Below are 20,463 nucleotides of genomic sequence, written 5' to 3'. Positions count from 1 at the left end.
ACGGGGCATGAGGCCGGATCCGGCCGGAGGGAAGTGAACGCATGACCGATCCGGTGCGCGTCGGCCTGGTCGGGGTCGGCATCATCGCCGAGACCCACCTCGCCGTCCTGGCCGAGCGGGACGACGTGTTCCTGGAGTTCACGGCCGACCCGCGTCCGGTCGCGCCGGTGGACTTCCGGGGCGCGAGGCCCCCGCACTACGGCAGCCTCGCCGAGGCTCTCGACGCGCACCGGCCGGACCTGGTGGTCCTCGCGGTCCCGACGGAGACGCACGCCGATCTGGCGGTACTGGCTCTGCTCCGTTCCTCGGCCAGGGTGCTGGTGGAGAAGCCTCTCGTCCACGACCTCGCCTCCCTCGCGAGGCTGCGTGAGCTGGAGCGGGAGGCCGACGTTGCGGGCCGGTTGTTCACCGCCCACCACTTCGCGTTCTCCCCCGAGGTCGACTGGGCGGTGGAACTGGTCGCCGGGAATCCGGACTGGGGGCCGATCACGGCGATCACCTCCGCCTTCTACGACCCGTACGTGCTCCGCGGAGCGGAGGCCTTCGCCTCGTACGTCTCCAGCTGGATGGACTCCGGGGTGAACCAGCTCAGCATGCTCACCCGCTTCGTCGACCTCACCGGACTCGCGTCCTCCCGGCAGATGGACGGCGGCGCGAGCGCATGGTGCACCGTGGAGTTCCGCTCCCGGGGCGTGGCCGGCACGGCCCGGCTGCGGAGCAGCTGGCTGACCGGTTCCAGTAGCAAGGAGAGCAGCCTGGTGTTCGGCCGCTCCGGCGTGGAAGTCTGGATCGATCACACTGCCATGACCGGATTCGCAGCACGGCAGGGGGAGTTGCTGGCCGCCTTCGGCAACGACGGCCGGACCGCGCGGAAGGTCGCCCACTACCGCCCGCTCTACGCCAGCCTGCTCTCCGGGCGGCCCGATCCGGTGCTGGGGTTCGACGCGGCGGCGACGATTACTGCGATCCACCACGCGGTGCCGGGAGCCTGAGAGCGTGCCGGCGGGCGCTGGGGCTCCGGGTGGGCCCCGGGGGGGGACTGGTTGGTCCCGTTTGGGGAGAGCGTCGGTCAGATGGCGAACTGGCGTAGGTGGTCGCGGAGTTGCTCGGCGTCGGGGGTGCCCGCCGTCAGGGTGACGTAGCCGTCCGGGCGGACGAGGACGGTGGCGTCGCCGGTGAGGCCGTAGGCGCGGTGCGCGTGGCCGTCCGGGTCCTGGACGGCGGCCTCGCGGAGGCCGGGGAGCGGGGGGAGGAGCGGCGGGCCGGGGCGGTCGGTGAACCTCAGCAGGGTGAAGTGCGGTCCGCGGAACAGGTCGAACAGGCGGGTGGGGCCGTCGGTGGTGCGGCAGGGGGCGTCGGGGGCGCGGTCGCCGGCGCGGATGCCGGTGGCGTCGTCGAGGTCGCGGCCGAGCGGGCCGCCGCGGTAGCCGAGGGAGAGGCCGGTGAAGTCGCCGCCCGCGGTGGCCGTCAGGTCGGCGAACTGGTCGGCCAGGGCCCGGGCTCCGCCGTCCGAGAAGAGCGTGCGGTGCTGGGCGGAGGTGGCGGCGAGGACGGCGCGGGCGACGGGCAGGCGCTCGGCCTCGTAGCTGTCGAGGAGGGCGTCCGGGGCGCCGCGCAGCGTGGCGGCGAGTTTCCAGGCCAGGTTGTGGGCGTCCTGGATGCCGGTGTTCATGCCCTGTCCGCCGGCCGCGGAGTGGCAGTGCGCGGCGTCGCCGGCGAGCAGGATCCGGCCGCTGCGGTAGCGCTCGACCATGCGGACGGTGGGGCGCCAGGTGCTCGCCCAGGTGAGGTCGTGGAGGGTGACGCCGGGTAGGCCGGCGCGCTCGGCGAAGACGCGGCGGAAGGTGTCGAGGGTGGGCGCGGGCAGCACGCCGTCCTCGTCGGGGATGACGGCGGCGTGGACGGCCCACGTGTCGTCCTGGCGCAGCGGCACGATGGCGAGGGCGCCGGCGCCGAACCGGGCGTCGTTCCAGATGTGCATCCGGTCGGGGGCGAGGCCGTCGATGCGCATCGACGCCATGATGAACCGCTCCTCCTCCCAGGTCTCGCCGAGGAACGGGATGCCGGTGAGCTTGCGGACGGTGCTGCGCCCGCCGTCGCAGCCGACGACGTACCGTGCGCGGATCGCGGAGGTGCCGGCGTCGGAACGGCGGAGTGTCGCGAGCACGCCTTCGCCGTCCTGGGCGCAGTCCACGAGTTCCGTCCCGAGCTCGACCTTCCCGCCGTGCTCCGCGAGCCGGTCGCGCAGCACCGCCTCGGTGTGGTGCTGCGCGAGCAGGACCATGCCGGCGTACGGGCGGTCGGGCGTCGCGGTGTTGGCGGCGGCCGGGTCGACCTCGTGGACGACCCGACTGCCTTCGTACGTGCGGAGCTTGGGGTTCAGCAGGCTGCGGGCGAGGATCGCGTCGGCGGCGCCGAGGTCGTCGAGCACCTCCAGCGTCCTCGGGTTGACCCCCTTGCCGCGCACGCCGCGGTCGCGGAAGTCCGGGTCGCGTTCGACGATCCGGCAGTCGACGCCCGCGCGGGCCAGGCCGACGGCGAGCGCGAGGCCCACCGGTCCGGCGCCGACGACGAGGACGTCGGTGGTTTCGAGCTGTGTTTCGGAGCCAGGCATGGCGGTCTCCCTCGGGTACGAGCCCATAAGATACGGCGCGTTTCTTGCTCCCGACTGTAGACTGGCCCCCATAAGAAACGCAACGTATCTACGGGATCCGGTGATGGGCAGAGCAGCGGTGGGCGGGGCGGAAGCCGGCCGGGCGTCACGCCGGCGGGGCGACGAGCTTGAGCGCGCGATCCTCGACGCGGTGTGGGCGGAACTGGCCGAGCACGGCTACGACCGGCTCACCATGGACGGCGTCGCCGTGCGCGCCCGGACCAGCAAGCCGGTGCTCTACCGCCGGTGGCCCAATCGGCCCGCCCTCGTCATCGCCGCGCTCGGCCGCAACGCCCCCGACTTCCAGGAACCGCCGGACACCGGCGAGTTGAGGGCCGACCTGGCCGCCTTCCTGCTCAGCCTGCTGCACCGCTTCGACGACCTGCCCACGGACGCCGTTCACGGCTTCCTCATCGACCTGATGCGCGACCCCGAGCTGCGCGCGCGGTTCCGCGCCGGGCTGACGGCCTTCGGGGCGGTGGACGCGCTGGAGGCGATGATGCGCCGCGCCGCCGACCGCGGGCAGATCAACGCCGCGCGCATCAACCCGCGCACGGCCTCCCTCCCGCTCGACCTCCTGCGCGACGCGTTCCTCCTGGGCGGCGGCGTGCCGTCGGATCAGGTCGTCGACGAGATCCTCGACGACGTCGTCCTGCCCCTACTCAAGGCGCCGTAGCGCGCGGGGAGTTCAACGGGGGAGGGCTCAACCCGCCCGCAGGGCCGCGAGTTCGACGGCGTGGTCCTGCCAGGCGTACAGCCGGTCGCCGACCAGGGCCGCGTCGTAGCTGCCGCAGCGGGCCGTCGCCTTGGCGCGCGTGTCGCCGGGGAACCAGGCCGCCGTCAGGTTGACGGCGCCGCGCGGTTCGCCCGGGGTGCAGCCCTCGGGCAGTCGGCCGTCGGGGACGGTGGCGGCCAGCAGACGGTCGTAACCCGTGGTGGACATACGGTAGTTGACGGTCGTCGCGCTGTCGGGGAGCCAGGCCGGCATCGACGTGCGGTCGGCCTTCGCCTTGGCGCCGGTGGCGTAGGCGGACTCCTCGACGTGCCGGCCCTCCCGCAGGCCGTTCAGGGTCGGGACGGCGAAGGCGGCGAGTGCGCCGAGTCCGATCACGGCCGCCGTGCCGCCGATCACCGCGTTTCGTCGGATGGCCATGGGTCACGCTCCTGGGTGTGGGGGCCGGTGTTGGCCTCTCCATCCTCGGCGGCGCGCCGGACGGCGTTCGTGCACCTCAGGTGCCGGACCGGCTCCCACCGTGGTCGTACGGAAGGGTGCGGGACCCCTGGGGGAAAGGGCGGGGAATGTCGGGGTTCCGGCCCCGGGTCGCCCGTTGTTTGGCATCATCCCGAGGGGGAGCAGGGGGTGGCGAGGACGGTGGGGGACGTGAGGGACGCACGGCCGCGGCGCGCATGGCGGACGGCCCTCGTGGTGCTGGCGCGCGGGGTGCTCCTCGTGATCGGCCTGTGCGCGGTCGGGTTCGGCATCGAGCGGACCGTCGCCGTGAACCAGGACGTGGGCGCGTACACCCGCGCCCCCGTCTGCAGCACCGGCAACCCGCCGGCGGGGTCGGTCTGCGTGCGGCTGGAGAGCGGCCGGGTGACGGACCGGTGGGTGGGCCGCAGCGGGGACTCGACCACCCACAACCTCACGGTGGCGCGCGAGTCGGATCCCGGGGGCAAGGACTACGACGTCGGCGAGGCGTTCTACGACGACGCGGACGTCGGCACGTACGTGCAGCTGAAGGTCTGGCGGGGCGACGTCGCCCAAGTCGAGTACCGGGGCCACAAGTCGGTGTTCCCGCAATTCCGCTTCGGTCTCCTGGCGTTGCTCGCGCTGCTGATCGCCGTGGGCACCGGCCTGGTGGTGGCCGGTCTGCCGGGGATCGACGAGGACGTCCGGTGGCTCGGGGGCGTGGGCCTGGTGCCGTTCTTCTTCGCGGGGTGGGTGTTCGACCTGTTCTTCGGTGCCGTCCACCTGCCGCTCGCCGTGGCGATCGCGCTGATCACCGGCGCCTGGCTGGCCATGACGGCGGGCGCGGTGAAGCTCGCCCACTGAGTCGCCTCGATCCGGCGGTCCGGGGGCGGAACCCGTCGGCCCGGGCGGACGGGGTGCCGTCCGTCCGGGCCGACGGGTCGGGTGTGGTGCGGGTGCCGATCGTCAGCCGTCGAGGCGGCCGGCGAGGTCGTAGCCGGCCTCGTCGATCGCGGCGGCGACGGCCTCGTCGGCGAGCGGCGCGGTGGCCTCGACGGTGACGCGGCCGGTGGCGAGGTCCACGGCGACGTCGGTGACGCCGTCGATCTTCTTCAGCTCGGCGGTCACGGACGAGACGCAGTGGCCGCAGGTCATGCCCTGCACCTGGAAGACCGCGCGGCCCGCGACGGCGACGGCGGGGGCCGGGGCGGCCGCGGCGCCGGTGCCGCACGAGCCGCAGCAGGAGGAGGCGGTCGCCCCGGCGGCTGACGGGTCGATGGTGGCGGTGGCCTTGCTCATGGTCTGGGCGGTGTTCATGACGCTCTCTCCTCGGGACTCGGGATGGGCGCCGGGCCGGCGCCGGTCTGTTCGACGCCGCCGAGTTAATACCCCCATGGGGTATCGAGTCAAGACGTTCCCGTGCTTCAGAAATACCCATGGGGGGTATCCGGCGACGTCTTGCGGCAGGTACCCCCCAGGGGTATAAAGGAACCCGGCGCCGCCCCGGCGTCACCGGATACCCCTCCCGGGTACCGATCCCGCAGCGCCACGGACGCGAGGAGCAACGATGAGCACGCAGGCACCCGCCTCCACGGAGGTGGAACTCTCGATCGGCGGCATGACGTGCGCATCGTGCGCCGCGCGGATCGAGAAGAAGCTCAACCGGATGGACGGGGTCTCGGCGAGCGTCAACTACGCCACCGAGAAGGCGAAGGTCAGCTTCGAGGGCACGGTCGAGGTCGCCGACCTGATCGCCACCGTCGAGGCGACCGGCTACACCGCCGCCCTTCCGAAGCCCCCGGCCGTCGTCGGCCCCGCCGCCGGCGAGGACACCGGTGAAGCCGAAGAGCTGGCGCCGCTGCGCCAGCGGCTGATCACCGCGGTGGCGCTGGCCGTCCCGGTGATCGCGATGGCGATGGTGCCGGCCCTGCAGTTCGACAATTGGCAGTGGCTGTCGCTGACCCTCGCCGCCCCGGTGGTCACCTACGCCGCCTGGCCGTTCCACCGGGCCGCGTTCACCAACGCCCGGCACGGCGCCGCGACGATGGACACCCTGGTCTCGCTCGGCACCGGCGCCGCGTTCCTGTGGTCGCTGTGGGCGCTGTTCTTCGGCACGGCCGGCATGCCGGGCATGCGGCACGGGTTCGAGCTGACCATCGGCCGCAGCGACGGCGCGGGCAACATCTACCTGGAGGCGGCGGCCGGCGTCACCGCCTTCATCCTGGCCGGCCGCTACTTCGAGGCCCGCTCGAAGCGGACCGCCGGGGCGGCGCTCAAGGCGCTGCTGGAGCTCGGGGCGAAGGACGTGGCGGTGCTCCGGGCCGGCCGCGAGGTGCGGGTTCCGATCGCCGAACTCGCGGTGGGGGACCGGTTCGTGGTCCGTCCCGGCGAGAAGATCGCCACCGACGGCGTCGTGGTCGAGGGCGCGTCCGCCGTGGACGCGTCGATGCTCACCGGCGAGTCCGTCCCGGTCGAGGTCGCCGCCGGCGACGCCGTCACCGGTGCCACCGTCAACGCGGGCGGGCAGCTCGTCGTCGAGGCGACCAGGGTCGGCGCGGACACCCAGCTCTCCCGCATGGCCAAGCTGGTGGAGGACGCACAGAACGGGAAGGCCGCCGCCCAGCGCCTCGCCGACCGGATCTCGGCGGTCTTCGTGCCGGTCGTGATCACCCTCGCGATCGCGACCCTCGGCTACTGGCTCGGCACCGGCGAGGGCTGGACCGCCGCCTTCACCGCCGCCGTCGCCGTGCTGATCATCGCCTGCCCGTGCGCCCTGGGCCTGGCCACCCCGACCGCGCTGCTGGTCGGCACCGGCCGCGGCGCCCAGCTCGGCGTGCTGATCAAGGGCCCGGAGGTGCTGGAGTCCACCCGCAAGGTCGACACCGTCGTCCTCGACAAGACCGGCACCGTCACCACCGGCCGGATGACCCTGCTCGCCGTCCACACCGCCGAGGGCGTCACCGAGGCCGAGGCCCTGCGCCTGGCCGGCGCCCTGGAGCACGCCTCCGAGCACCCGATCGCCCGGGCGATCGCCACCGCCGCGGCGAAGGCGGGCGACCTGCCGCCGGTCGAGGGCTTCGAGAACGTCCCCGGCCTCGGCGTCCAGGGCGTCGTCGACGGCCACGCGGTGGTCGCCGGCCGGGAGGCGCTGCTGAACGAGTGGGCCCAGTACCTGCCCGAGGGCCTCGCTGCGGCCAAGCGGACCGCCGAGGCGGCCGGGCGGACGGCGATCGCGGTCGGCTGGGACGGCGAGGCCCGGGCCGTCCTGGAGGTGGCCGACGCGGTCAAGCCGACCAGTGCGGCCGCCATCGCCGAACTGCGCCGCCTGGGCCTGACCCCGGTGCTGCTCACCGGTGACAACCGGGCGGTGGCCGAGGCCGTCGCCGCCGAGGTCGGGATCGCGCCGGAGCACGTGATCGCCGAGGTCATGCCGCAGGACAAGGTGGACACCGTCAAGCGCCTCCAGGCCGAGGGCAAGGTCGTCGCGATGGTCGGCGACGGCGTCAACGACGCGGCCGCGCTGGCCCGGGCCGACCTGGGCCTGGCGATGGGCACCGGCACCGACGCCGCCATCGAGGCCGGCGACCTGACCCTGGTCCGCGGGGACCTGATGGCCGCCGCCGACGCGATCCGGCTCTCCCGCCGGACCCTGGCGACGATCAAGGGCAACCTGTTCTGGGCCTTCGGCTACAACGTCGCCGCCCTGCCGCTCGCGGCGGCCGGGATGCTCAACCCGATGATCGCGGGCGCCGCGATGGCCTTCTCCTCGGTCTTCGTGGTCGGCAACAGCCTCCGGCTCCGCCGCTTCCGCTGATCCGCGCGACCGCTTGTGGCAAGGGCCCCGGAACCTCCTGGTTCCGGGGCCCTTTGGCAGTGCCGGACCGTCCCGGTACGACCGGCTGCCGGTCACGCAAGGTAGCCACCCTCCGGGAGCCCCCGGCTGACGATCCGTCGTACACCCTCGCTCTGACCTGCGCTTGAAGGCCGGTTTGCCCGGCCTTGGCGGTTTGTCCACCGAAGCGCGACCGGGACGAGACCGGGTCGAGATGTGACGCTCCGAAACTTGTTAGGCAAGCCTTCCCTGCCCTAGGTTCTCGTGCCGTCAGGCCGCCGCAGCCAGCGTCCCGACGGCCCGAACCGGGCCGTGGAGGCGTGCGTCCGACCGAAACCCCCGCCACCTCGGAGGAGCCCTCACCATGCCCGGAACCGTCCGGCCCCTCGCAGCCCTGTCCCTCGTCGCCGCCTGCGCCCTCGCCCTCACGGCGTGCGGCAGCTCCGGCTCCAGTGGCTCCGACGGCTCTCCCGCTCCCTCCGGCACGGCCCTCGCGGGCCAGACCGTCACCCTCTACAGCGGTCAGCACGAGCAGACCGTCAAGGCGCTGACCGACGACTTCACCAAGCGCACCGGGATCAAGGTCGAGCTGCGCTCCGGCGACGAGGCCGAGCTCGCCAACCAGATCCTCCAGGAGGGCACCGCCTCCCCGGCCGACGTCTTCTACGCCGAGAACCCGCCCGCCCTGACCGTCCTCGACGACAAGGGCCTGCTCGCCCCGGTCGCCGCCGACACCCTCAAGGCGGTCCCGGCCACGGACAGCTCGCCGAAGGGCGACTGGGTCGGCATCTCGGCCCGCACCTCCGCCTTCCTCACCGCCACCGGCAAGGGCGCCGACACCGCGCCGCCCGCCTCCGTCCTGGACCTCGCCAAGCCCGAGTGGAAGGGCCGGCTCGGCATCGCCCCCAGCGAGACCGACTTCGCCCCCGTCGTCACCCAGGTCCTCAAGGCCAAGGGCGAGGACGCCGCCAAGCAGTGGCTCAAGGGCCTCAAGGACAACGCCAAGGTCTACGACAGCAACGAGACCCTGTCCGCCGCGATCAACAGCGGCGAGGTCGAGGGCGGCGTCATCGACCACTACTACTTCTACCGGATGCGCGACGAGAAGGGCGCGGGCGGCACCCACAGCACCCTGCACTACTTCCCCAAGGGCGACCCGGGCTCCCTCGTCGACGTCTCCGGCGCCGCCGTGCTGAAGAGCGGCAAGCACCAGGCCGCCGCCCAGGCCCTCCTCGCCTACCTCGCGAGCGCCCCGGCCCAGACCGTCATCGCGAACTCCGCGAGCTACGAGTACCCGCTCGTCACCGGCGTCCAGGGCAAGCCCGACCTGCCCGCCCTGGACGGCATCGGCACCGTCGCCGACCCGGCCCAGCTCGGCGACGGCAAGCAGGCGCTGTCGCTGCTCCAGGACGCCGGTCTGCTCCAGTGACCGCACCCGTCCGTGCCGACGGCCCGTCCCCGCTCCGGCGGTGGCGGGCCACCGGCCTGTCCGCGTCCGCGCAGTGGCGGGCCGCCGGCCTGCTCGCGCCCGTCGCGGTGGCCGTCGTCGCCGTCGTCGCCTCGCCGCTCGGCTTCGTCGTCGCCCAGGCCGCGCAGGGCGGGTGGGACCAGGCCCGGCGCCTCCTCGGCCGCCCGCTGATCGCGACCCTGCTGTGGCACACCGTCACCCTGGCCGCCGCCGTCACCCTCCTCACCGCCGTCCTCGGCTTCGGCGCCGCCTACCTGGTCGAACGCACCACCCTGCCCGGCCGCCGCGCCTGGACCGTCGCGCTCGCCCTGCCGCTCGCCGTGCCGGAGTTCGTCCGCGGCTACTCCTGGGTCTCGCTGTTCCGCTCCGTGCACGGCTACTGGGGCGCGGTGCTCGTGATGACCTGCTCGCTCTACCCGCTCGTGTTCCTGCCCGTGGCGGCGGCCCTGCGGCACGGCGACGCCGCCGCCGAGGAGGTCTCCCGCTCGCTCGGCCGCGGCCGCCTCGCCACCCTGTGGCGCGTCACCCTCCCGCTCACCCGGCCCGCCCTGGCCGGCGGCGTCCTGCTCGTCTCGCTCTACCTGCTCGGCGAGTACGGCGCGTTCGCGATGCTGCGCTACACCACCTTCGCCACCGCCGTCTTCACCCAGTACAAGCTCGGCTTCGACGCCGCCTCCGCCTCCCTGCTCACCCTCGTCCTGGTGGCGCTCGCGCTGCTGCTCGTCGGCCTGGAGGCCTGGGCCGGACGGAACGCCCGCGTCACCCGGCACGGCGCCGTCGCCCGCACCGCGCGGCCCGTGCGCCTCGGCCGGTGGACGGCGCCGGCGCTGGCCGGCCTCACGGCGCTCGTCGGGGTCGCGCTCGGCGTGCCGGTGTACGCGCTCGGGTACTGGCTGGTGAAGGGCAGTTCGACGACCCTGCCCTCCGCGTCGGTCGTCGGCGCGACCCTCGCCACCCTCGGGTACGCGCTCGGTGCCGCCCTCGTCGCCACCGCGGCGGCGGTCCCCGTCGCCCTGTACGCGTGGCGGCGCGGCAGCAGGCCCGCGCTGCTCGTGGAGCGCGCCGCCTACCTCACCCGGGCGCTGCCCGGCATCGCGGTCGCCCTGTCGGTCGTGTTCTTCGCCGTCCGCTACGCCCAACCCCTGTACCAGCAGCCGCCGATGCTCGTCGCCGGGTACGTCGTGCTGTTCTTCCCGCTCGCCCTCACCGCCGTCCGCGCCGCCCTCGCCCAGGTGCCGCCCGGCGTCGAGGAGGCCGCCCGCTCGCTCGGCACCCGGCCGCTCGCCGTGCTCGCACGCGTCACCCTGCCGCTCGTCCTGCCCGGACTCGGAACGGCCGTCGCGATGGTCGGCCTCACCGCCTCCACCGAGCTGACCGCGACCCTGCTGCTGCGCCCCACCGGCACCCAGACCCTGGCCACCCAGTTCTGGGTGTACACCAGCGGACTCGCGTACGGGGCCGCGGCGCCGTACGCGGCCCTCATGGTCGCGCTGTCCGTCCCGTCCGTGCTCCTGCTGACCCACCGCACCCTCGGCCGCCCAGGGAAGAACTCATGACCGGACTGTCCGTCGTCGATCTGCACGCCACCCACGGGCGCAGCCCGGTCCTCTCCGGCATCGACCTGAGCGTGGAGGAGGGCGCCCTCGCCTGCATCCTCGGGCCGTCCGGCTGCGGCAAGTCGACCCTGCTGCGGGTCGTGGCCGGCTTCCACCCGGCCGCCTCGGGCAGCGTCGTGCTGCACGGGCGGACGCTGGACGACGGGCGGAGCCGGGTCGCCGCCGAGCGCCGCAACATCGGCCTCGTCCCGCAGGACGGCGCGCTGTTCCCACACCTCACGGTGGCCGGGAACATCGGGTTCGGCCTGCCGCGAGCGGAGCGCCGCTCCCGCGTGGCCGAGTTGCTCGACCTGATCGGCCTCGCAGGCCTGGGCGACCGCCGCCCGCACCAGCTCTCCGGCGGGCAGCAGCAGCGCGTCGCCCTTGCCCGGGCACTGGCTCCTCGTCCTCAACTCCTGCTGCTGGACGAACCGTTCGCCGCCCTCGACGCGGCGCTGCGGGCGGAGCTGCGGCGCGAGGTCGCCTCGACCCTGCGGAAGGCCGGGACGACGGCGATCCTGGTCACCCACGACCAGGACGAGGCCCTGGCCTTCGCCGACACCATCGCGGTGCTGCGCGAGGGCCGCATCGCCCAGGCGGGCACGCCGGACGTGTTGTACCACCGCCCGGCCGACGCCGCCGTGGCGCGCGTGCTGGGCGAGGCCAACCTGGTGCCGGCCACCCGCACCCCGTTCGGGGCCCTGGCCCTGGCGGAGCCCGCCTCCGTCACCTCTGGGACGCTGGCCCTGGTGCGCCCCCATCAACTCCGCCTGAGCGCCGAGGCTTCCCCCGACTCCGTCCGCGCCCACGTGGTGACGTCCGACTTCCGCGGCCACGACCACCGGATCGAACTCCGCCCCGAATCCGAAACCCTCCCGCCCACGTTGATCGCCTACACCCCCCACCCCTGGCCCCAGGGCGAGGCCTACGTCACCGTCGAGGGCCCGGCCCACGCCCTCCCGGACCAGGCCTGACGAGCCGGACGGCCGCTTCCGGCAGTGGAGTTGACGGACCGAGGGGTCGTGGCGGCGTTCGCCGCGGGCCGGTTGTCGGTGGGGCGTGGTACTCCTGTGGCATGGCGGTCAATGGGGCCGAGGCCGCGTTCGCGTCGGGGCGGGCGGCGCTCGGGGGCGGTGACGGCGGGGAGGTGGAGCGGTGCTTCGAACTGGCCGTCCGGCTGGGCGGTCCGGTGTACCTGTGGCGTGCGGCCGGTGCCTTCAACGACGCGTTCGACGGACGGGCGGCGGACTGGCAGCGCCGGGCCGTCGCGTCGCTGAGCGTGTCGGACGGGATCGTGGTCGACCCCGACACCCTGCCGATCGTCGTGTCGCAGGGGTATCCGGTCGACCAGGTGTGGCGGCTCGCCGTCCGGTACGGGGACGGCCTCCGGACGCTGGCCGCGCTCACGGCCGCTCGGGAGCGCCTGTACCGGGTCACCGAGGACGGGAGGGAGCTCGGTGAAGCCGAGTTCCGGGAGTTCTGCCAGGCTCCCGACTGCTACACGCCCAACGGCGTGACGCTGCGGCCGGATTCGCTCGAACTCTCCCTGAACTGCAAGGACGCCGTCATGCCGCTGATGGCCGCAGCCGTGCTCCGGGTCGTGGTCGAGGAGCTGACGGCCCACGGCGTCGGGACGGCCGGGTTATTCACGCCGTCGGCGGCCCGCAGGAGTCACTGGGGCGGCAGCGCCACCGCCTGCCAGCGGTAGGCCGTGTCCTCCTGCCAGCACTGCAGCTCGCCCTCGACCACGGCCGCCAGGCACAGCCGCCAGTCGTCCCCGACGGCCAGTGCGACGCGGGTCGCCGGGCGCAGGGTGGGGCGCCACCAGCGCGGGTGGCGGGCCGGGGTGGCCGTGCGCAGGCGGACGCCGCCCTCGCCGGCCAGGGCGAGCGTCGGCCCGCCGCGGTGGCCGGCCAGGGCGAGGGCGTGGGCGGGCTCGCCGTCGCCGACCTCGGGGGCGTGGCCGGCGGCGCCGAGGGTGTGCAGCTGGACGGAGCCGTCGGCGCGCAGCGTGGCGGCCTGCGGTCCCGCCGACGTGCGGGCGAGGGCGGCGGCGCGGAGTGGTCCGGGCGGGCCGAGCGGCGTGGGGCCGGTGCCGGTGCCGGCGCGCCACCACAGGGCGCGGTCCCGGTGCTCGACGAGGACGAGCCACGCGCCGGGCCGCTCCTCGACGGCGGCGAGGACCCGGTCGGCGGGGCAGTCGGGCAGTTCGCGGCCGGTGAGGGTGCGCCCGGGGGCCCAGCGGAAGGACTGCAGTGCGCCGCCGGCGGCCGTCCAGACGGTCAGTTCGCCGGTGGCGTCGACGCCGCCCGCGAGGCCGGTGACGCCGCGCGCGGCCTCCCACCAGCCCGTCGTGGTGCCGACCCACAGGGTGCCGGTGCCGTCCTCGGCGCACAGGACGAGTTCACTGCGGAGCCCGGCCCGTCCGCACACCAACTCCCGTACGGCTTCCGGCCCCTGCCCGGGCGGAAGCCCTTGTGCGCCCACCAGCAGGACGCCTCCGTGCGCCCGCGCGGCGGCGACCAGCGGGGTGCCGCCCGAACCCGGCAGCACGGCCAGGCCGGTCGTGCGGGGCCGCGGCCGGTGCGCGCGCAGCAGTTCGCGTCCGCGGGCGGCCCAGGGGCCGAGCGGGGCGGGGCGCCGGTCGGGGTCGCGGGCGAGCGGTTCGCAGGCCCAGTCGGCGAGTTCCTCGCCGTAGCCGGCGGCGAGGAGTTCGGCGCGGGCCTGTTCGACGGCCAGCCGGTGGTCGAGGCGGCCGTGGTCGGGCAGCAGGAGGGCGCGGGCCAGGGTGCCGACGGCGAACAGGTCCTTGGCGGTGGTCGGGAAGCCGCCGACCTGCTCGGCCTCGGGCGGCACGTGCCCCGGGGTGAACACGGCGACGGTGAGGGTGTGGTCGAGCGGGGCGAGGAAGGTGAGGTCGATGAGCTTGACCTGGCCGGCCGCGTCGACGAGGACGTTGGCGGGGGAGATGTCGCGGTGCACCCAGCGCTTGCGGTGCAGTTCGTCGACGATGCGGCACAGCCGCGCGAGCACCTCGGCCGCCGCCGAGGGCCCGGCGCGGTTCGCACCGGCCCAGGTGTGCAGCGGGACGCCGTCGACCCAGGGGGAGATCTGGTAGGCGAGCAGCCCGCTGGTGGGCGCGGCGCCGGGCCGGTGCGGGGAGGGGCCGAGCAGGAAGCTCGGTACGACGAGGTCGGTGATGCCGAGGCGGTGGGCGTTGTGCGAGACGTCGTCCCAGCGGCCGAGCCAGCGGCGGACCTCGGACGGGTCCCGTTCGAGCATGATCTTGGCGGCGACGAGCTCCTTGCGCCCGTTGTGGCCGGTACGAACGGCCCGCCACACCTCGGCCTCCCCGCCCCGGTGGTGGAATTCGAGGAGCTCGTACTGCTCGGGGTCGAACTCCGGTCCGAACCGGAGCCCGGGCACCCAACGCGACTCGGACACGCCACCCCCGTTTGCTGCCTGACGCCGGGCCACCGACGGCGGCCCGGCTGTTCGCGGTGCCCAGGATAGTGCTCGTTCCTGTTCGGCGGCCCCGCCGAGGGCCTATCCTGATGCTCGCCGAGCAACATCATGAAATAGCGTCAACTCATGATCGAACATGCCTATTTGATCATGATGGGGGCGGTCGGGGAGCACAGGGGGACGGTGCATGGCGCAGCTCGCGGTGGTGCTGATCGTGGTGGCACTGGCCGCTGTGGCGGGCGTCCTGGTGGTCCGCCGCCGGCGGGCGCTCGACCCGCAGGCGGTGGCGAAGGCCCTGGCCGGGGCGGCCGAGCGGCTCGCGGCCGGCAAGGCGCAGCAGGCCAGGCGGCGTTACGCGAAGCTGGCCGGCCGGCTCGCCGGGGCGCCCGGGGCGCTCTCGGAGCAGCGCGGCCTCGCCCTGCTCGGCCAGGCCGAGGCCACGGTCGCCATCGGTGACCCGCAGGCCGCCCTGGCCCTGCACCACGAGGCCTTCCCGCTGCTCGCCGACCCGGCCCGGCAATTGCCCCGCTGGAGCCTGCAACGCCTCGCCGAGGAGCGGATGTCGGCTGCGGCCGGCTCCCTCGCGCCGGTGCTCGCCTTCCTGCGGGCGACGGCCGGCGGCGCCGAGCCGGGCGCCGAGGCCCAGGCGGCGGCCCGGGCCCTGGACTGGCTCCAGCGGCTGTGCCACGACGGCCCGCCCGAGCAGCGCGACGGCGCCACCGCGGAGGCCCTCGCCGCCCTGCCGGGCCGGGACTGGCCGGTGCTGGCCCGGGCGGCCGTCCTGCGCGGCACCGAGCGCGCGGAGGAGGCCGAGGCCCTGCTCGCGTCGGCCGCGCCGGGCGGCGGCGGCGGCGAACTGTGGTTCCGCTGGGGCGCGCAGCTCTTCGCCCTGCACCGGGACGCCCCCGCCGTCGCCGCCTTCGACGAGGCGCTGCGGCGCGCGCCGGGCGAGGCCTACCGGTGGTCCCGCGGACCCGCCCTGCGCGCCGAGAGCCTGCTGTTCCGCGGCCTGGCCCGGCAGCGGCTCGGTGAGACCGAGGCCGCCTGGGGCGACTTCCAGGCCGCCGCCGGCGAGGCCTCCTGGGACCCCCGCCCCCGCTACGCGCTCGGCCGCCTCGCGCTGCTGCTCGGCGCCGACGACCAGGCCGAGGAGCAGTTCACCGCCGCGCTCGCCGCCCAACCCGCCTTCGCCCCGGCCAGGTTCGGCCTGGCCCTGGTCCACGAGCGGGCCGACCGCGCCGCGGAGGCCGCCGCCGACTACCGCGCCGGTCTCGACCTGGATTCCGGCTGGCGCCCGGCCCGCGTCCGGCTCGGCGCCGCCCTGCTCGCCGCCGGACGGACCGCCGAGGCCGAGCCGCTGCTGCGCGCCGAGGCGGGCGACGACTCCCGGTGGGGGCGGATCGCCGCGTTCCACCACGGCCTCGCCGGCGTCCGCTCCGGCGACCTGACGAGCGCGCTGACCGCCTTCGAGCGGCTGCGCGACGACGACCTGCGCACGTGGCTGGCCGTCGTCCGCGACCGGCTGGCCCGGCGGAGCCTGGCCACCGACCCCACCGCGGCGCGCGAGCTGTGGCAGCGGGCCGCCGACGACGACCCGCACGCGCCCGGCTACCGGCCCGCCCTGCGCGAGGCCGCGCTGCGCGAGGCGGCCCACCTGCTCGTCACGGGCCGCGACCGCCCCGAGGCGCGGACGCGCGCGGCCGAGGCACTCGCCCTCGCGGACGGCCTCCCGGGCGCGGTCGGTGCCCGGCAGGGACGGCTGCGGGCCGCGCTCGCCCTGGCCGGGGGCACGACGGAGACCCTGCCCGGCCTGATCGACGCCCACGCGGGCCCGCGCGACCGCTACCACCTGGCCGCCGCGGCGCTCCTGGCCGGCCGCCCGGTGCAGACGGTCGCCCTGCTCGCACCGCTGGACGCCGACCCGGCGGGCGACCCGGCCGTCGCCCGCCTGCGCGCGGCCCTCGCGGAGCGCGCCGGGAACTGGGGGACGGCGCTGGAGTGGCACCGGCACTTCCTGTCGGCGCCTGCGCCGCGCGTCGTTGTGCCCGCTGCCGGTTCGGGTGCGGTCCCGCCGCCGCGGGCTGCTTCGGCCGCTGCCCCCTCGGGTGCGGTCCCGCCGCCGCGGGCGGTTCCGGGGGCGGCCGCGCCCGGTGCCGTTCCTGCGGTGCCGTCCGTCGGGTGCGCGATCTGCGGGCGTAGGGCGTCCGGTGTGTGCGGCGGCTGCGGGCGCGAGACGTGCGACGCGCACTTCGACCGCGCGGGCGAGGCGGGCGAGGCGCGCGGTACGGCGGGCGTGCCGCGCTGCGTCGGGTGCACCGGTGCGGCGGCGGACGGCGCCACGGCGGCTGTGCGCCCGGGCGCCGCTCCGGGCGTGGTCCCGGCCGTGCACGCCACGGGCCCGGTGGCCGGCGGGCCGGTGAACCCGTACGTCACCGGGCCGGTCGGGGCCGACGGCCCGACGCAGGGTGCTGCGCCGAACCCGTACGCCACGGGCCCGGTGGCCGGCGGGCCGGTGAACCCGTACGTCACCGGACCGGTCGGTGCCGACGGCCCCACGCAGGGTGGCCCGCCGAACCCGTACGCCACCGGCCTGGTGGCGGGCGGTCCGGCGGCCCCCGTGCCTGCACCTGCGTCCGAACCGGTCCCCGCCCCGCCCGCCGACTGCCCCGTCTGCGAGGCCCCCGCCACCGGCTCGTGCGGCGGCTGCGGCCGGGAGGCGTGCGACGCGCACCTCTACCGGCCCGCCGACGCCGCCTCCCCGCGCTGCGTCCGCTGTGCCGGCCCCGCCCTGCGGGCCGTCCTGGACTGCGCGCGCCGCGCCGGCGTGCCCGAGCAGGCCGAGCCGGTGCTCGCCGCCTGGGCCGACGCGTTCGGCGACGGCGCCCCCGCCGCGCCCGTCCGGCTCGACCTCGCCCTGCTGCGTGCCGAACTCGGGCGGCTGGACGAGGCGTTGGCCGAGCTGCCGGAGGCGGCGGCCCGGGAGCGCGCCGCCGTGCTGGTCCGCCGCGCGGCGGGCCGCCTCGACGCGGGCGAGCCCGGTGCGGCCGCCGGTGACCTCCGCGAGGTCCTGCGGCTGTCGCCGGGCCACCCGCAGGCCGCCGCCACCCTCGGCATGCTGGCCGAGCACGAGGCCCATCGGCACGCCCTGGAGGGCCGTCGCTGGGAGGCCTGGAACGCCTACCACGCGCTGCTGCTCGCCGACCCGACCGACGCCCGCCTGCTGCACGCCCTCGGCCTCGCCGGGTACCGCCTGGCGACCGCGCCCGGTCCGGAGGGCGGGACCGCCGATCCGCAGGTCTGGCGCTGGACGATCGGCTGCCTGGCCGCCGCCCTGCACCTGCCCGCCCTGTGGGCCGAGTCCGCCCGGATCACCGGCCGCCCGGCCGAACCGGCGCGCGTCGCCGCCGCGCGCGCCGCGCTCGTCGAGCGGTTGCGCGTCGACCTGCGCGCGCTCGACGAGGCCGAGGGCCGCACCGGCGAGGACGCGGCGAGCTGGACGCTCCGCCTCGCCATGGAGTCGCACTGCGCCGAGGCCTTCTTCCAGGCCGATCTGACGGTCCGTCAGCCCGGACGGGCCACGGCCGGCCACCTCGCGCACGGTCCGACGCTGACCGGACTCCTCCGCTCGGCACCGGAACTCCCCTGGTGGGGCGAGCAGTTCGACCGGGCCGTACAGGGCTGGAAGCGCGCGTCCCGCCCTGAGTCGCATCCGCTCGACCAGGCCCTGGACCTGTTCGGACCCCTCGGCCCGCAGCGCTACCTCCTGATCCAGGGCTTCCAGTCCGCCGCCGTCGAGGCGCTGGACGCCGTACCGGAGGCGCAGCGCGACGACGCCTGGCGCGGCCTGCTGGTGGCGACCCTGGTCGACGAGGCCCGCGGGCACCACCGCAACCAGAACTGGCGCGAGGCCCTCGACTGCCTCACCCGCGCCCACGCCGTCCCCGGGGCCGCACTGCCCTCCGACGCGCCCGGCATCGCCGCCGAGTCCGGTCTGCGCGCGGCCCGCGCCCTGCTCAAGAGCAGCGACGACGACCAGCAGGGCGCGGCCGAACTCCTCGAACGCGCCCTGGCGCTGGCCCCCGACCACGCCGACGTGCGCAGCGACCTCGGCGCCACCTACGCCCAGTGGGCCCGGAAGATCAACAACGAGACCAAGGACTACCCCCGCGCCCTCACCCTGCTGCGCAAGAGCCTCACCCTCAACCCCGGCGACCAGACCGCCCGGCAGTTCCTCGCCGCCGCGCTCGGCAACCGGGCCAACCAGCTCACCCAGCCCGACGCCCCGGTCCGCCAGCTGGAAGAGGCCGTGGAGCTGTGGCGCGAGCTGATCGACCTCAACCCCGACCCGGACCACCGGCTCGGCCTCGCCTTCGCGCTGCGCCGCCTCGCGCTCACCGCGGCGCTGGCCGGCCGCAGCACGGTGGCGGTGTCCCGGATGACCGAAGCCCTGCGCGCCGACCCGGAGTTCACCGGCCGGGCCGAGACGGAGGCCCCGCGCCGGGTCGCCGTCATGCTGGCCAACCACATGCTGGACAACCTCCAGGACCGCCCCTTCGCCGAGCGCTCCGCGATGCTGCGCAAGGCGATGGAGTACGACGGCCAGGCCGCCGACGTCCGCAAGCTGGCCGTCAGCGTGTGGCGCAGCGAGGCCGTCGAGCAGTACGAGGCGAGGCGCTACCCCGGGGCCGTCCGGCTGCTGGAGGAGGCGCTGGGGCTGTCCGGCTCGGCGGAGGACACGGCGAAGCTGCACACCGAGCTCGGGATCGTCCTCAGTGCCCACGCCGTGGCCAGGGCCAACGCCCGCGCCTACCGGGAGGCCCGGCAGCTGATCAAGCAGGCCGTCGAGCACAACCCGCAGGACGCGGAACTGCGCGCCCTCCAGCGCAAGATCAACTCGCTGTACTGACCCGGCCGTCGTCCACACCGCGGTCCCGGGCCGCGGCCGAAGGAGAGCAACCCGCGCCATGCCACTGGAAGAACCGTCGCCGTACGAGATCCTGGGCGTCCCGCCGAGCGCCAGTGCGCGCGAGATCCTCCTCGCCGTCGGCCCGGCGACGAAGTCCGGTCGCCACACCCGCCAGCAGGTCCAGGAGGCCGCCGCCCTGCTGCGCAACCCGGACAAGCGCCTGGAGCTGGACCTCCAGCAGCCCCTCCCGCCGGAGCCGGTCGACCGCGCCGCCGGGCTGCTGGCGCCGGCCCTCGCCGACCCGCTGCTCGTCGTCGAGCGGCCCCAGCCGCCGCCCGCCGCCTCCTTCCTGGCGCTCCACCGGGACGAGCTGGCCGCCGACTTCGCCGAGCCCGCCCCGCCGGGCACCGCCCCCGAACCGCCCGTCCCCGCCCGCTTCGCCGCCGACCTGTCCGTGCTGCCGCAGATCGAGGTCCCCGAATGACCACCCACCACGCCCCGAGCCCCGAACCGTCCGCCCCGTTGCCGGCGTCGGACCAGGCACCGGACCAGGCATCGGACCAGGCATCGGACCAGGCCCCGGCCCCGGCCCCGGCCCCGGCCCCGGCGCCGGCGCCGGTCCCGGCCTCCGTGCCCGGGCGGCTGCCGGCGCCGCTGCCGGTGCCCGAGCGCGCCCGGGCGCTCGACCTCGGGCAGAGCTTCACCCAACTGCTGTTCCGCGCCTCGATGCTGACGCGCAAGCGCGAGGAGGAGGCGCAGGCCGCCCGGGCCGCGCAGCAGGAACTGCTCGGCGCGCTCGTCGAGGTGGACGACGCGCTCGCCTCGCTCGGCCTCGACCCGGAGCTCGTCCACCTCGGGCGGGGCGCCGGGATCGAGGCGACCAGGCGGCGCCTGCTGGGACGGCTGGCCAGGGCCGGGGTGCGGCCGATGCGGCTCGAAGGGCTGACCGCGGACCCGGTGCTGGCCGAGATCGTCGGCACCGAGCCGCGGCCGGGGGTGGCGCCGGAGACGGTCGTGCAGACGGTCGTCACCGGGTTCTTCTGGGGGGACGAGGTGCTGCGCCGGGCCCAGGTCGTGGTCGCGGCGCCGGTGTCCGAGCCGGAGCCGGAGTCCGTGTACGTGCTCGGCGCCGGGTACGTGGAGGCGGTGCTCACCCCGGAGCCGAAGCCCGAGGAGGCCGTCGAGCCGGAGGGCGTCGTCGAGCCCGAGGACGCCGTCGACCCCGTCGACCCCGGCCCCGGCCCCGCCGCGTCGGCGGGCCCCGGCCGCCCGAAGACGCCGCCCACCAGGCCCCGGCGGGCCCGTGCGGGCTCCGGTACGCGCCGCAAGCGGAAAAAGAACTAGAGGGGGACACC

15 protein-coding genes are annotated in these 20,463 nt (G+C 75.7%); 11 read left to right on the top strand and 4 right to left on the bottom strand.

Annotated features, from left to right (window positions below; translation table 11 throughout):
* Positions 1-41: 41 nt before the first annotated feature.
* Positions 42-992, top strand: a complete 951-nt coding sequence (locus ACFVSN_RS19620; protein ID WP_387956298.1) for a Gfo/Idh/MocA family protein — start codon at positions 42-44, stop codon at positions 990-992.
* Between the two features lie 77 nt (positions 993-1,069).
* Here the strand turns inward: ACFVSN_RS19620 and ACFVSN_RS19615 are convergent, their stop codons facing one another.
* The gene (locus tag ACFVSN_RS19615; RefSeq protein WP_387956297.1) at positions 1,070-2,614 is read right to left on the bottom strand and encodes an FAD-dependent monooxygenase; all 1,545 of its coding nucleotides are present in this window, start codon (positions 2,612-2,614) and stop codon (positions 1,070-1,072) included.
* Positions 2,615-2,717: 103 nt separating this feature from the next.
* On the opposite strand from ACFVSN_RS19615, the gene ACFVSN_RS19610 reads away from it, so the two are divergent.
* Positions 2,718-3,329: a TetR/AcrR family transcriptional regulator gene (locus ACFVSN_RS19610; protein ID WP_387956296.1), complete on the top strand. Its 612-nt coding sequence runs from the start codon at positions 2,718-2,720 to the stop codon at positions 3,327-3,329.
* Positions 3,330-3,356: 27 nt separating this feature from the next.
* On the opposite strand, the gene ACFVSN_RS19605 is transcribed toward ACFVSN_RS19610, so the two are convergent.
* Positions 3,357-3,806: a hypothetical protein gene (locus tag ACFVSN_RS19605; RefSeq protein WP_387956295.1), complete on the bottom strand. Its 450-nt coding sequence runs from the start codon at positions 3,804-3,806 to the stop codon at positions 3,357-3,359.
* 228 nt (positions 3,807-4,034) lie between these two features.
* On the opposite strand from ACFVSN_RS19605, the gene ACFVSN_RS19600 reads away from it, so the two are divergent.
* Positions 4,035-4,706, top strand: a complete 672-nt coding sequence (locus ACFVSN_RS19600; protein ID WP_380500089.1) for a hypothetical protein — start codon at positions 4,035-4,037, stop codon at positions 4,704-4,706.
* 102 nt (positions 4,707-4,808) lie between these two features.
* Here the strand turns inward: ACFVSN_RS19600 and ACFVSN_RS19595 are convergent, their stop codons facing one another.
* Positions 4,809-5,159, bottom strand: a complete 351-nt coding sequence (locus ACFVSN_RS19595; RefSeq protein WP_380444127.1) for a heavy-metal-associated domain-containing protein — start codon at positions 5,157-5,159, stop codon at positions 4,809-4,811.
* Positions 5,160-5,409: 250 nt separating this feature from the next.
* Between ACFVSN_RS19595 and ACFVSN_RS19590 the strand changes: the two genes are divergently transcribed.
* The 5 genes from ACFVSN_RS19590 to ACFVSN_RS19570 all read left to right on the top strand — a co-directional run bounded on the left by ACFVSN_RS19590 (position 5,410) and on the right by ACFVSN_RS19570 (position 12,445).
* Positions 5,410-7,656, top strand: a complete 2,247-nt coding sequence (locus tag ACFVSN_RS19590) for a heavy metal translocating P-type ATPase (protein ID WP_387956294.1) — start codon at positions 5,410-5,412, stop codon at positions 7,654-7,656.
* A 382-nt stretch (positions 7,657-8,038) separates the two neighbouring features.
* Positions 8,039-9,103 (top strand): extracellular solute-binding protein, encoded by a 1,065-nt coding sequence (locus ACFVSN_RS19585; protein ID WP_380500086.1) that lies wholly within the window; start codon positions 8,039-8,041, stop codon positions 9,101-9,103.
* Entirely contained in the window at positions 9,100-10,698 is a 1,599-nt protein-coding gene (locus tag ACFVSN_RS19580) for an ABC transporter permease (protein WP_387956293.1), read from the top strand. The genes ACFVSN_RS19585 and ACFVSN_RS19580 overlap by 4 nt, the downstream gene beginning before the upstream one ends.
* Positions 10,695-11,711, top strand: a complete 1,017-nt coding sequence (locus ACFVSN_RS19575; RefSeq protein ID WP_380500084.1) for an ABC transporter ATP-binding protein — start codon at positions 10,695-10,697, stop codon at positions 11,709-11,711. The genes ACFVSN_RS19580 and ACFVSN_RS19575 overlap by 4 nt, the downstream gene beginning before the upstream one ends.
* Before the next feature lie 101 nt (positions 11,712-11,812).
* Positions 11,813-12,445 carry a hypothetical protein gene (locus ACFVSN_RS19570; protein ID WP_387956292.1) on the top strand — a complete coding sequence of 211 codons (633 nt, stop codon included), beginning with the start codon at positions 11,813-11,815 and terminating at the stop codon, positions 12,443-12,445.
* Here ACFVSN_RS19570 and ACFVSN_RS19565 read toward each other — a convergent pair.
* Entirely contained in the window at positions 12,409-14,181 is a 1,773-nt protein-coding gene (locus ACFVSN_RS19565; protein ID WP_387956291.1) for a hypothetical protein, read from the bottom strand. The genes ACFVSN_RS19570 and ACFVSN_RS19565 overlap by 37 nt on opposite strands.
* A 208-nt stretch (positions 14,182-14,389) precedes the next feature.
* On the opposite strand from ACFVSN_RS19565, the gene ACFVSN_RS19560 reads away from it, so the two are divergent.
* From ACFVSN_RS19560 to grpE, 3 genes are read left to right on the top strand one after another with little or no spacing between them, the layout of a single operon-like run.
* On the top strand, positions 14,390-19,108 hold the full coding sequence (locus ACFVSN_RS19560) for a hypothetical protein (RefSeq protein WP_387956290.1): 4,719 nt from the start codon (positions 14,390-14,392) through the stop codon (positions 19,106-19,108).
* Positions 19,109-19,166: 58 nt separating this feature from the next.
* Complete coding sequence (locus ACFVSN_RS19555; RefSeq protein ID WP_387956289.1) at positions 19,167-19,592, top strand: hypothetical protein; 426 nt, start codon at positions 19,167-19,169, stop codon at positions 19,590-19,592.
* The gene (gene grpE / locus ACFVSN_RS19550) at positions 19,589-20,452 is read left to right on the top strand and encodes a nucleotide exchange factor GrpE (RefSeq protein WP_387956288.1); all 864 of its coding nucleotides are present in this window, start codon (positions 19,589-19,591) and stop codon (positions 20,450-20,452) included. The genes ACFVSN_RS19555 and grpE overlap by 4 nt, the downstream gene beginning before the upstream one ends.
* Positions 20,453-20,463 lie beyond the last annotated feature (11 nt).

Origin of the sequence: Kitasatospora sp. NPDC057904 (genome assembly GCF_042887925.1) — a bacterium.
Lineage (GTDB): Bacteria > Actinomycetota > Actinomycetes > Streptomycetales > Streptomycetaceae > Kitasatospora.
Note: the sequence above shows the minus strand (reverse complement) of the source record. Positions and strands in the feature narration are given on the sequence as shown.